The organism is Rahnella inusitata, assembly GCF_018288855.1.
GTDB lineage: Bacteria > Pseudomonadota > Gammaproteobacteria > Enterobacterales > Enterobacteriaceae > Rahnella > Rahnella inusitata.
In genome coordinates this window covers 4,188,807-4,201,446 of sequence record NZ_CP065024.1, presented here as the reverse complement: position 1 = coordinate 4,201,446, position 12,640 = coordinate 4,188,807, and the positions used below count along the sequence as shown (strand labels likewise).

Sequence of the window (12,640 nt, the reverse complement as noted above, 5' to 3'; positions counted from 1 at the left end):
TTCCCATGCCCGCAAAGACTCTGGCTTTCGCATGAGAGTAGTTGATGTTTTTTAATATCTTCACACAGGAATGGAAAATTGCGACTGCCGGAAGGGAATACGGAATTACTCTGGAAGGCAGATATTAAAACTGAACAGCAGATGATGTGAGATAATGAAAAATAGCTTTTTTAATATTTCGTTGGTGACATTTACGTCCGTTGTATTAAGCGGTTGCACCGTGATACCCGGACAAAGTTTACAAACTCAGAACAAGCAGGTTATCGAACAACCAGACAGTCATTTTGATATTGATAAACTGGTGAATGTTTATCCGTTAACGCCACGACTGGTCGACGGGTTGCGTCCGGATTCGGTAATGGCGCGTCCTAACCCGCAATTAGATCAACTGCTTAAAAGTTATCAGTATCACGTGGGTGTAGGCGATGTCCTGATGGTAACGGTCTGGGATCACCCAGAGCTGACGACACCGGCGGGGCAATACCGCAGCGCCAGCGATACCGGAAACTGGGTCAATGCCGATGGGACGATTTTCTATCCTTACATCGGCAAACTGAAAGTCACCGGAAAAACGGTCAGCCAGATCCGCGAGGATATCAGCAGCCGTCTTGCGACCTATATTGAAAGTCCTCAGGTGGACGTCAGTATCGCAGCTTTCCGCTCACAGAAAATTTATACCACCGGCGAAGTGTTGAAGTCAGGGCAACAGCCCATCACCAATATCCCCCTTACCGTCATTGACGCGATAAATGCGGCGGGCGGATTAGCGCCGGACGCTGACTGGCGCAACGTGGTGCTTAATCACAACGGCAAAGACACACAGATCTCACTGCATGCGCTGATGCAAAAAGGCGACCTGACGCAGAACCGTTTGCTGTACCCCGGCGATATCCTGTTTGTGCCGCGCAATGATGACCTGAAAGTGTTTGTGATGGGTGAAGTCGTCAAACAAAGCACGCTCAAAATGGATCGCAGCGGGATGACGCTGGCGGAAGCACTGGGCAGTTCAGACGGTATTTCGCAGAGCATGGCCGATGCCTCGGGGATCTTTGTTATCAGGCCGCTGAAAGGCAGCAATCAGGGCAAGATCGCCAACATCTACCAGCTGAACGCCAAAGATGCCGCATCGATGGTGATGAGTACCGAGTTCCAGCTACAGCCCTACGATATTGTCTACGTCACCACTGCGCCTGTCGTGCGCTGGAACCGCGTCATTTCGCAGATTGTCCCCACCATTACGGGAGTGCACGACATGATAGAGGCCGGTCGTTTCGTGCGGCAGTGGAATCCATAATGTTTGATTCCATTTTGGTGGTCTGCACCGGGAATATCTGCCGTTCGCCTATAGCTGAGAGGCTGCTGAGGCAGGTGTTACCCGACAAGAGAATAGACTCGGCTGGCATGGCGGCGCTGGTGAGTAACCCGGCTGACCCCGGAGCGATACAGGTCGCCAAAAAGCACCTGTTAGCACTTGAAAATCACCACGCCACCCAGTTCACGTCTGCCCTTGGGCGCCAGTACGACCTGATCCTGGTGATGGAGAAATCTCATCAGGAGCAAATCAGCCGTATCTCACCCGAGGCGCGCGGCAAGATTATGCTGCTGGGGCACTGGCTCGGACAGAGGGAGATCCCCGACCCTTACCGAAAAAGTCAGGAAGCCTTTGAATCTGTTTACCGGCTAATCGACCAGGCCTGTCAGTCCTGGTTACAAAAACTGAACGGATAACTCCATCAGGGAAATCAACGCATGTCTCCAGTCATATCCAAAACGCTCGCTTCACTCGATTCCGATGAAATAGATTTAAGTCGTCTAATTGGCGAACTTATCGACCACCGTAAATTAATTATTGCCATCACCTCGGTGATCACCGTGCTGGCCATTGTTTATGTTCTCTTGGCCACACCGGTTTATCAGGCTGATGCTCTGATTCAGGTGGAGCAGAAACAGGGTAATGCGATCCTCGAAAGCCTGAGCCAGGTATTACCTGACGCTCAGCCCCAGTCAGCGCCAGAAATCGCCTTATTGCAGTCGCGAATGATCCTCGGGAAAACAGTAGATGACCTGAACTTACAGGCCGTGGTGAGACAGAAATACTTTCCTCTTCTGGGCCGGGGATGGGCAAGATTAACCGGTGACGTACCGGGTAAGCTGTCGATCAGTCGTTTGTATGTGCCTTCGGGCGGCGGCGATATCCCTAAATTAATGATTACGGTTATAGATAAAAATAATTATCGGGTCGAAGGCGATAATATCGAGAGCAAAGGCGTGGTCGGCAGTCTGCTTAATGAGAAAGGGATTTCATTGCTGGTCAATGATATCCAGGCTCCGGCGGGCAGCCGTTTCAACGTCTATTACCTGAGCAGATTACGGGCGATAAACGATTTGCTTGATGCCTTCAGCGTCACTGACCAGGGAAAAGACACCGGCATCCTGAACCTCTCGCTGAACGGCGATAATCAGGAACTGATTTCAGCCATTCTCAACAATATCAGCCAGAACTATCTCGATCAAAATATCGCCCGTCAGGCCGCACAGGACGCCAAGAGTCTCGATTTTCTTGACCAGCAATTACCACAGGTTCGTACGGATCTGAACACGTCTGAAGATGCCCTGAATACTTACCGTCGGCAGAAAGATTCTGTCGATCTTTCACTTGAGGCGAAATCAATACTCGACCAGATAGTGAATGTTGAGAGCCAGTTGAATGAGCTGACATTCCGCGAAGCAGAGATTTCACAGCTCTACACTAAAGATCATCCTACCTACAAAGCACTATTAGAAAAGCGCCAGACCTTACTCAAAGAACGGGATCGTCTGAACAAAAGTGTTTCCGCCATGCCCGCGACCCAGCAGGAAGTCGCCAGACTCAGTCGTGATGCAGAGTCCAACCGTGCCATCTACATGCAATTGCTTAACCGCCAGCAGGAGCTGAGTATCGCCAAATCCAGTGCAATCGGTAATGTACGGATCATCGACACGGCCGTGACTGAGCCTAAAGCCGTTAAGCCGAAAAAAGTGCTGATCGTGTTAATTGGCCTAATACTGGGTGCTCTGATTTCAGTGGCATTGGTGCTTCTACGCGTATTCCTGCGTAAAGGCATTGATTCACCTGAGCAATTGGAAGAGAAAGGGATCAACGTTTACGCCAGTATCCCGCTTTCCGAATGGTTGAGCAGAAATAGTAAGTCAGACAGAAAACGGTCATTAAAGGCAAAAAGAAAAACATCGCCCACTAATTTTCTGGCGGTCGAAAACTCAGCAGATCTGGCGATTGAAGCGATTCGTAGTCTGCGAACCAGCCTGCATTTCGCGATGATGGAAGCCAAGAACAATGTGCTGATGATTTCCGGCCCCAGCCAGAGTGCCGGTAAAACTTTTATCAGCAGCAATCTGGCGGCGGTTATTTCGCAAACCAATAAAAAGGTGCTGTTTATCGATGCGGATATGCGAAGAGGATATGCCCACAAATTATTCAAAGTAGATATCGATGAGGGGCTTTCAAGTATTTTATCAGGTAAGACAAGCCCTGATAAAGCCGTCAAAAGTGTTTCATCCGTGAATATTGATTTTATATCAAGGGGGGAAATACCTCCTAACCCGGCCGAACTTCTGATGCATCCGCGTTTCGAGACACTGATTACCTGGGCGTCTGAACATTATGATCTTGTTATTGTAGATACACCGCCAATTTTAGCCGTGACAGATGCAGCAATTATCGGACGTTACGTCGGTACCACCTTGTTGGTTGCGCGTTTCGAAATGAATACTGTCAAAGAAGTGGAAGTCAGTATCAGACGTTTTGAACAAAGCGGTATACGCGTGAAAGGGTGCATTCTTAACAGCGTTATTAGAAAAGCCAGTAGTTATTACGGCTATGGTTATACAAATTATGATTACTCTTATTCAACAAAAAATGATTAAGCTAATTTGTAAAACAGAAATAACATCGGGTATGATATGAATATCGAAAAGTTTGCATTTCCGACTTTCATTTTTTTCATCTTTGTCAAAGCCTTTTCTGGTCCCATTGGTATGGTCGTTCCATTGGTTAATTACAGTGCCGTGCTCATTATGTTGGTGCTATTAATCTACAAATGGATAAAAAGCCTGCTGGTTATACCATCGCTGATGGTTATGTCTTTTCTTTTCATCTTTTATATCATGCTGGGGACGCTTAATAGTGGCCTGATTCAGACACTATTTGGTGTGTATATATTTATACCCTTTATGTTTAGTGTGGCGTATTCTGGCTCGATATTTGATGGCCTACTGAAATCTTCAAATAAATATTTTATTTTTTTTGCTGCCACAAGCGTAATTGGTGTTATGTATGTGAGCAGTTTTGGTGCCCCTTGGCTAGGGGGCATTATGGATATTGGTAGTTATTCTAAGGTAGTATCGCGAGACTGGACAGCGGGGGGGGCTTTACGTAATCCCGGTTTCACCGCAGCATCATTTGATGTAGCGACATTGATGTTAATCAGCTTCTTCTTTTTATTGTATAAGCTGAGAAGTAAAAAAAGATGGATAAGTTACGCATTGATTTCCCTTGTCCCCCTATACCCAATTTATCTTACAACGACCAAGACCACTATTTTAACCTATATAATATTAGTATTGGTGATGTTATTACCCGCATTCGTCGCTATTGCTTTCTCAAGGATATCAATCGTATTCAGCGTATTTTTTTCATATTTTTACATGTTGCCAGGACAAGGGCAGACACGTTACGACGAAACAAATACGTTTTTGCAAAGAATGTATGAAACCTGGCCTAAAGCTATGGGGTTATTAAAAGATAATTATGCTTACCTTATAGGGAAGGGCATAGGTGGAATAGGAACACCCTCATTATTTTTTTCACCTCAAAATTATAATCCGGCAGATAATGCATTAGTGTATCTGTATGTGATCAGCGGTTCAGTCAGTGTTGTATTCGTTTTCCTTTTCTTATTTAAGTTTCTACTCTCCAGTTTTAATGATAAATATGCCAGAACAGCTTATTATCTATTTGCCTTTTGCATTTTTACCGGTGGTGTGACGTACAATCTTTTTGAGTCGGTATTTTATTCTCCATTTTCCGGAGTGTTGGTAGGTGTTATTTTTAATAGCAGGTTCTGTGTGATGCGGAAGTTTAATGCGGTGAATTCAGTCAGGGTAAAAATGCAGTAAAAATAATCACCACTGGTGTTTACCTATATCCATTAAGGAGTCGATGTGATCCCCAAGGTCATACATTACTGTTGGTTTGGCAGAGCGAAAAAACCGAAATCTGTACAAAAGTATATTGATGCTTTTCATTGTCTTAAGCCCGAAGGATATGAAATCATTGAATGGAATGAAGAGAGTTATCCGCTTGAAGGCAATACTTATCTTCTTAACGCATATAAGCAAAAGAAATGGGCTCACGTATCCGATTTTGTCAGGCTGGACGTGTTATATAATTATGGTGGAATTTACCTTGATACCGATATTGAAATTGTTGCAGGTTTCGAAGATTTATTGAATCTTAATCTTTTTATGGGATTTATGTGGGATTGCAATTTGGGAACGGCAGTTATCGGTGTTTCTAAAGAAAATCCGATTATTCATAATCTCAGGGATAAGTATCTGAAAGAAGAAATATCATTGACTTCACCGAATAATGATTTGTTTACGCGTTATTTCCTGAATTCGGTATCCGGGTTTAAACTCAATGGTAAGGAGCAGTTGCTGCCAGGGAGTATTAAGATATTTGATAAATGTATTTTTGAACACCCTTCATTGTTTAAAAGAAAAAATAAAACAATACATCATTTCTCTCAATCCTGGAAAACAACAAAAAAGTTTAAATCCAAACTTAAAATAATGGTGGTCTCAATTATGGGGCTTTATTTATACAGAAAGTACATATGTAAAAAATCCCTCCGTATTTCACCCTTTTATGAACGCTATAAACATGATCTTCGTACTAAGTGAGTAATAGCATTAAATTAAAGAGAATGTAATGATAACTAGTTATTTATTAGATGAAAGATTATGAGAAAATATTTAGCAAACTCGCTTTGGGTTTTATCAGAAAAGGTGATAAGACTGACTGTTGTATTCTGTCTTTTTTCATACGTCTCTCAAAAGCTTTCGGTATACGATTTTGGGGTGTTTTCTCTGGCTCAGACCATAGCCTCATTAATGATCGGGATTGTTGCATTTGGGTTTGATAATGTGCTGATAAAGGAATTTGCAATTTCTGAAAAAGTTAATGAGGTTTTCTCAACCGCCTTCATCTTTAGAATGATGCTTTCAACCATAGTTGTTTTAATTTTTCTAATCTACACTTTGTTATCGGATTATAAAAATGTGTATAAGGCTGTTTTTTTAATTTCTTCTTTCAGTGTTTTCTTTCAGGTTCAGACAATTTATTACTCATATTATCAGGCAATATCGCGGTCTAAAGTCATTACGAAGACAAGTGTTATAGCATTAGTTATTTCTTCGTTGATTAAAATCACCATAATTTATCTTAATTTGGGTTTGGTCTACTATACCCTATCATTTTGCCTTGATTATTTATTCTCTTTCTTATTGATATTTCTTGTTTCCAGAAAAGGTGGGTTAATTCTTAGCTTCAAGTTTTTCAATAAAAAGACATTAACTTCTTTATTACGGCAGTCGTCACCTATTCTTATTTCTACTTTAATTGTAATGATTTACACACGGGTAGATCAGTTCATGATCGCCCAAATGACGGGAATGGAAGATGTTGCCAGATTCAGTGTGGCGGTCAGAATCTCAGATGCTTACATGTTCATTCCTCTTGCCATCTCAGCCTCTTTTTTTCCGATGGTGGCAAACGACAGTTCAGCCAGTAACATAAGAAAATATTTCAATATTACACATTTTTTTACCGTGATATCAGGATTACTGGTGATTCTGCTAACGCCATTTATCGTTAATTCGTTTTTTGGTGAGCGTTATCATAATTCTATTTCTGTTATCTATATTATCGTCATAGCAAATATTATCTCTTCATTAGGTTCTGTCAGTACCAACATTCTTATCATCCGTGGAATTACCTATCTGAGAATATACAGAGCGATATACGGATTGGTGATCAATGTCGTGTTGAATTTTTTGCTAATCCCTAAGTTTGGCATGCTCGGTGCAGCCTATGCATCGCTCTTCAGCCAGATAATTGCGGCATGGATAAGTAATGCTTTCACCAAAAAAACAAGAGACTGCTTTTATTATCAATCGCTTTCTTTGATGACTTTTGGTATCCCTGCAATAAAAGATATCATTAGGGCAGTAAGAAAGGTTTAATTCAATGAGAACGACTCTTGAATAGTTCACGTAAACAATTATTTGGAAGAAACATGAAGAATGTTCTTTTTGTTATGCCATTTCTTGGCAGAACAGGTGCTGAGCGCGTAATTTGTAATCTAATAAATAATATTAACTCTCGGTTGTACCGTTCTCATGTTCTACTTTATGCCAATGATCCGACACGTAATACACTTTTGAAAAATTTATCAGATGATGTTCCTGTTAGTTATCTTAATGTGAAAGGCCGCGCACGGTATAATTTGCATAAGATTATTTTTGGTATCAGACGTTATTGCAAGAAAAATGATATTGAGACGATGTTAATCAGTGATGGAACAGCGAATGCCTTTATATCACCATTTCTTTTTATATTGGGAAGTAACGTAAAAAAAATTGCCAGAGAATCTAATCTGCCAAGTCTTTACGAAAAAAATCCGCTAGCAAAAATGCTGTATAAATTATGTTATAAAAACTATGACGTTATTATCGTCCAAAGTGATGACATGCTGGCAGATCTCACATTGAAAATGAGGATACCAGAAACAAAGGTAGTTAAAATAAATAACCCATTAGACATTAAGCTGATAATGGAAATGGCTTCCCTGAAATCGGAGTATTCTTATCCGAAGCATAAAGTTAATCTTTTGACTATTGGCAGGCTGACTTACCAAAAAGGTTTTGATATTTTAATCAATGCATTTTCAAAAATCAGCAATGACAATCTCCACCTTACCATAGTAGGTACAGGTGAAGAAAAAGAAAAATTAACTCAGCAGGTGAATTATTTAGGCTTAAGTCAAAAAATAACATTTATCCCTTCAACTGATAATCCTTATGCATTGATGAAGCTTGCAGACGTGTTTATTTCAAGCTCTCGCTGGGAGGGATATCCTAATGTCGTTATAGAATCATTAGCCTGTGGCACCCCTGTCGTAGCAAATAACTATCCCGGTGGAATTAACGAGATAATCCACGAAAAAAATGGCTTTATATGTAATTTGGAAACGGAGTTATCCCAGGGTTTAGAGTATGTTACACATTTAACAGACATAGAGTTTGATAACCAAAAAATAATCAAGATATTTAAAGACTATGAATCATTACTCTAGCTGGATTTTGACGTTTCAAAGAGAGCAACAGCGGATGGAACACATATGATGCCGGTCAAAACTTTTGCTTTAATACTATTTATTATCCCCGCCTTTAGTTATGCAAAAATGGATATAGGTGTGGCCACTCATCTTAACGCCTACAACCAACCGTCAGATGATTACAGAGAGATAATCAAAAGCTTGGGTTTTGATTCTGTGAGAGATGGATTTTCATGGAACTCTGTGCAAAATGAAACAGGCAAACTGAACCTTTCGAAGGAACGAATGAATTCAGATAATTTTTTTGCTACAAATAGTCACCAGTCTGACGATATCTCGACACTATTTGTTCTGGGGTATGGCAGCAATCTCTATACACAGGGAGGATACCCTCAGAACCGGAAGCAAGTCGATAAGTTTGTAGACTATGTGGCCTGGGTGGCAAAACGTTATAAAGGAAAAGTTAAGTACTATGAAATATGGAATGAATGGTTGCTTGGAACCGGAGTAGGGTCAAAAAGAAATAAACCTGACGATGAGATATTTCTTTATCTTGTTAAAAAGTCTTCTGAGAAAATAAAAGAAATAGACCCGAATGCAGTTGTGCTTACCGGCTCTGTTAATCCATTACATAAGAATGAAGTTAACTGGCTAAATAGTCTGGTTGATAAAGGATTAATGAATTATGTCGACGGGATTTCTATTCATCCCTATGCATTTAATGAACCGGCAAATGTCAGAGATCCGGAGGGGAGTTTTATTGCCCTTGATAGCTTCGACGCTTCGTTGACAAACAGGGTGGGTAAACCAGTCTCACTTTATATCACTGAGATGGGCTATCCTACCGGCTCAGAATTTACAGGAGGTGTATCGAATGTTATTTCGGCACAGAACATTGTCAAGTATACGCTTTTAGCGGCATCAAAAAATTATGTCAAAGGGTTGTGGTGGTATGATTTAATGGACGATGGCGCCGATAAGACAAATAAAGAGCATAATTTCGGCTTACTACACCGTGACGGCAGTGAGAAGGAGTCAGCTCAGTTGATCAAAAAACTTCTTCCTATAATCAGAAATAAAAACTTATCAGTCTCCAGCAGTGAAAATAAACACTTTGTTATTACTACGCAAGAAGGTGAGCAGTTGGTATGGGAGCGTGGTCAGAACTATTCGCTAAAGCAATGGCTGACAAAAATAAACGGTCTTAATCATTAACTTCGAGGTGGTTATCGTTGAAAAATATACTGCGCGGACTCTATTTGATAGTCACGAAGTTTTTTAAAGTTATTTACTGTATTTATTATTTCAATGACGGCCGTATCGCACTTTATAGCGAACTTACCATAGGACTTAAGGTTTTAAAAAATAACAAAACCCGACTTCCACATCCATTTGGCGTGGTTATCGGAAGAGGCGTCAGCATTGGAGTGGGCTGCCGAATTTATCAGGGGGTTACCATAGGGTCCAAACTTGAAGATGGTGTCACCTATCCGGTTATTGGTAATAACGTAACAATATACGCGAACAGCGTCATTATCGGTGATGTGAGAATCGGTGATAATGTCATTGTTGGTGCTTCAACATTGGTTATACAAGATGTTCCTGAAAATTCAATCATTGTAGGCAACCCTGCAAGAATAATAAGTAAGTCTGTTTGATATTGCGATTTTTATTTTACCCCTCTCAAATTTATTTTAAATAACGCTGGGTTGATTATTTAATGATATATATTAATGGCCGTTTTTTAACTCAAAATATGACTGGTGTCCAAAGGTTTGCTGAAGAGATCTCATTACAGATTGAATATATGAGAGACGATGTGATACTTCTTGTTCCTGATGTCAAAGCTATCAAGAAACAGTCTTTGTTAAAACGTTTCAATATTGAAGAAGTACCTGGTTTAAACGGGCATTTGTGGGAGCAGATTACCTTACCTCTCTATTTATTGAGGAGAAAAAGTCCCTTATTGATCAACTTGGGTAACACAGCACCTGTTTTTTATTCACATCAGGTTGTTACACATCATGACATCACTTATTTAAAGTATCCGAAGAGTTTCCCTTTCTCTTTTAGGTTGTTGTATCGGATTATTTCACCTCTCATGATACGCAACAGTAAACAGGTTGTCACGGTAAGCCAATTTTCCCGTTCTGAAATATCAAGTCAATATCGGTGCCAGGAAGAAAAAATAAAAATAATTTACAATGCTGTTTCTGATTTATTTGAACCCACAAAAGAGGTAACTTCTGAGCCAGACAAAGAACGTTATCTATTGGCAGTATCATCCACTAATTATCATAAGAATTTCCATGGGTTAATTGATGCTTTTTCAGATGCGAATTTAGATATTGATTTGAAAATCATAGGTGACAGTGCTGATGTTTTCTCAACATTGGATCTTAAACGTAATCATCCGCGCATTCATTTTGTGGGAAGGGTTAATGATGATGAGTTAGTTAAACTTTATCAGCATGCCACCGCGTTCGTGTTCCCTTCTTTTTATGAAGGATTTGGCATTCCTCCTTTGGAAGCTCAGGCCTGTGGTTGCCCTGTCATATCGTCAAATACCGCCTCAATGCCGGAAGTGTTAGGTGAAAGTGTCTTATATTTTAATCCTGAATCTAAAAGAGAAATAATCAACGCACTAAGCTTAATTGTCAGTGATGTTGAATTAAGGGCGCAGTTAGTTGAAAAAGGCTTTAAAAATAAAGAGCGATTTTCCTGGGGTGAGTCGGCAAGTAAATTAAACGATATTATCCGGAATTTTAGTTTTTAACTATCTCCCGTCAAATTTACCAACCGAGGGTAATCATGATCCTTCCCGTCATTATGGCCGGTGGTACCGGTAGCCGTTTATGGCCAATGTCCCGCGAGCTTTATCCAAAACAGTTTTTGCGTCTTTATGGTGAACAATCCATGTTGCAGGAAACCGTCACCCGATTAAAAGGGTTGGAGGCGTCTGAACCGTTGGTTATTTGTAATGAAGAACACCGTTTTTTGGTTGCGGAGCAATTAAGGCAGATTAACCAGTTGTCGAATAATATTATTCTTGAGCCTGTTGGCCGCAATACAGCACCTGCGATTACCCTGGCCGCACTCAGTGCTATCGATGAGAATTATGATCCCTTATTGCTGGTGCTGGCCGCCGATCACGTTATTGAAGATACGGACGCTTTTCATCAGGCGGTTCAGAACGCCATCCCTTTTGCCGAGCAGGGTAAACTCGTCACCTTTGGCATTGTTCCTGCCGGGCCGGAAACCGGGTACGGATATATCCAGCGCGGCGGGGAATTCAGCGGCTATTCGGGGCCTGTTTTTCGGGTGCAGCGCTTTGTCGAAAAACCTGACTTGCCGACCGCTCTGCAATATCTCGAAACCGGCGAATATTACTGGAACAGCGGTATGTTTCTGTTCCGCGCTAAACGATTTCTGCAAGAGATGGCCACTTACCGGCCAGACATTCTCGACGCCTGCCTTAAAGCCATCGAAACCTCGCAACCTGACACGCAGCAGGCGTTTATCCGCGTGGATAAAGCCGCCTTTATGGCGTGCCCGGATGAGTCTGTCGATTACGCTGTAATGGAAAAAACCACCGATGCCATTGTCGTGCCATTAGATGCCGGCTGGAATGATGTGGGTTCCTGGGCCGCGTTGTGGGAAGTGAATAATAAGAATCTGGAAGGCAACGCAGTCACCGGGGATGTATTTACTCACAACGCCACAAATTGTTATATCAACACCGATGAGAAATTAGTGGCGGCTATTGGTGTCGAGAATCTGGTGATTGTGAATACCAAGGATGCCGTTCTTATTATTGATAAGTCTCAGGTGCAGGATGTTAAAAAAGTCGTTGAGTTTTTAAAAAGTAACGATCGCCGGGAATATCGTTTACATCGCGAGTCTTATCGCCCCTGGGGACGAAACGATAATGTGGTGAATACGCTTCGTTATCACGTCAATCGTTTAACAGTAAAACCTGGCGGTCAGTCCTCTTTGCAGATGCATCATCATCGCGCAGAACATTGGGTGGTTCTTTCCGGGACGGCGAAAGTTTCGCTCGATGATAAAACCTATTTACTGACTGAAAACCAGTCGACGTTTATTCCCATCGGTTCGCAACATATGTTGGAAAATCCGGGGAAAATCCCGCTTGAAATTCTGGAAATACAGTCGGGCTCTTATCTGGAAGACGACGATATTATTCGTATTAAAGACCACTATGACCGTTGCTAATTTAAGGGTGA

The 12,640-nt window shown here is 41.5% G+C and carries 11 protein-coding genes; all 11 read left to right on the top strand.

The annotated features are described in order from the left end of the window. The first annotated feature begins 154 nt into the window (after positions 1 to 154). The 11 genes from I2123_RS19705 to I2123_RS19655 all read left to right on the top strand — a co-directional run bounded on the left by I2123_RS19705 (position 155) and on the right by I2123_RS19655 (position 12,629). Positions 155 to 1,294, top strand: coding sequence for a polysaccharide export protein (locus tag I2123_RS19705; protein WP_213051327.1), 1,140 nt, complete (start codon positions 155 to 157; stop codon positions 1,292 to 1,294). Beyond that, positions 1,294 to 1,728, top strand: a complete 435-nt coding sequence (locus I2123_RS19700; protein WP_274611814.1) for a low molecular weight protein-tyrosine-phosphatase — start codon at positions 1,294 to 1,296, stop codon at positions 1,726 to 1,728. Before I2123_RS19705 ends, I2123_RS19700 begins: the two co-directional genes overlap by 1 nt. Before the next feature lie 21 nt (positions 1,729 to 1,749). Then, the gene (locus tag I2123_RS19695) at positions 1,750 to 3,924 is read left to right on the top strand and encodes a polysaccharide biosynthesis tyrosine autokinase (protein ID WP_213051325.1); all 2,175 of its coding nucleotides are present in this window, start codon (positions 1,750 to 1,752) and stop codon (positions 3,922 to 3,924) included. Positions 3,925 to 3,960: 36 nt separating this feature from the next. After that, the gene (locus I2123_RS19690; RefSeq protein ID WP_213051324.1) at positions 3,961 to 5,175 is read left to right on the top strand and encodes a hypothetical protein; all 1,215 of its coding nucleotides are present in this window, start codon (positions 3,961 to 3,963) and stop codon (positions 5,173 to 5,175) included. A 45-nt stretch (positions 5,176 to 5,220) separates the two neighbouring features. Then, positions 5,221 to 5,961 (top strand): glycosyltransferase family 32 protein, encoded by a 741-nt coding sequence (locus tag I2123_RS19685; protein WP_213051323.1) that lies wholly within the window; start codon positions 5,221 to 5,223, stop codon positions 5,959 to 5,961. 60 nt (positions 5,962 to 6,021) lie between these two features. Next, positions 6,022 to 7,302 (top strand): flippase, encoded by a 1,281-nt coding sequence (locus I2123_RS19680; RefSeq protein WP_213051322.1) that lies wholly within the window; start codon positions 6,022 to 6,024, stop codon positions 7,300 to 7,302. Positions 7,303 to 7,355: 53 nt separating this feature from the next. Then, positions 7,356 to 8,414 carry a glycosyltransferase gene (locus I2123_RS19675; RefSeq protein WP_244879856.1) on the top strand — a complete coding sequence of 353 codons (1,059 nt, stop codon included), beginning with the start codon at positions 7,356 to 7,358 and terminating at the stop codon, positions 8,412 to 8,414. 45 nt (positions 8,415 to 8,459) lie between these two features. Then, positions 8,460 to 9,611, top strand: coding sequence for a cellulase family glycosylhydrolase (locus tag I2123_RS19670; RefSeq protein ID WP_213051321.1), 1,152 nt, complete (start codon positions 8,460 to 8,462; stop codon positions 9,609 to 9,611). 17 nt (positions 9,612 to 9,628) lie between these two features. Continuing rightward, positions 9,629 to 10,054 (top strand): serine O-acetyltransferase, encoded by a 426-nt coding sequence (locus I2123_RS19665; RefSeq protein WP_244879855.1) that lies wholly within the window; start codon positions 9,629 to 9,631, stop codon positions 10,052 to 10,054. A 62-nt stretch (positions 10,055 to 10,116) separates the two neighbouring features. Further along, positions 10,117 to 11,172: a glycosyltransferase family 4 protein gene (locus tag I2123_RS19660; protein ID WP_213051320.1), complete on the top strand. Its 1,056-nt coding sequence runs from the start codon at positions 10,117 to 10,119 to the stop codon at positions 11,170 to 11,172. Between the two features lie 35 nt (positions 11,173 to 11,207). After that, entirely contained in the window at positions 11,208 to 12,629 is a 1,422-nt protein-coding gene (locus I2123_RS19655) for a mannose-1-phosphate guanylyltransferase/mannose-6-phosphate isomerase (RefSeq protein WP_213051319.1), read from the top strand. Positions 12,630 to 12,640 lie beyond the last annotated feature (11 nt).

Coding starts and splice junctions, on each gene's coding strand:
- I2123_RS19705 (WP_213051327.1), top strand. CDS start 155: ATGAAAAATAGCTTTTTTAATATTTCGTTGGTGACATTTACGTCCGTT.
- I2123_RS19700 (WP_274611814.1), top strand. CDS start 1,294: ATGTTTGATTCCATTTTGGTGGTCTGCACCGGGAATATCTGCCGTTCG.
- I2123_RS19695 (WP_213051325.1), top strand. CDS start 1,750: ATGTCTCCAGTCATATCCAAAACGCTCGCTTCACTCGATTCCGATGAA.
- I2123_RS19690 (WP_213051324.1), top strand. CDS start 3,961: ATGAATATCGAAAAGTTTGCATTTCCGACTTTCATTTTTTTCATCTTT.
- I2123_RS19680 (WP_213051322.1), top strand. CDS start 6,022: ATGAGAAAATATTTAGCAAACTCGCTTTGGGTTTTATCAGAAAAGGTG.
- I2123_RS19675 (WP_244879856.1), top strand. CDS start 7,356: ATGAAGAATGTTCTTTTTGTTATGCCATTTCTTGGCAGAACAGGTGCT.
- I2123_RS19670 (WP_213051321.1), top strand. CDS start 8,460: ATGATGCCGGTCAAAACTTTTGCTTTAATACTATTTATTATCCCCGCC.
- I2123_RS19660 (WP_213051320.1), top strand. CDS start 10,117: ATGATATATATTAATGGCCGTTTTTTAACTCAAAATATGACTGGTGTC.
- I2123_RS19655 (WP_213051319.1), top strand. CDS start 11,208: ATGATCCTTCCCGTCATTATGGCCGGTGGTACCGGTAGCCGTTTATGG.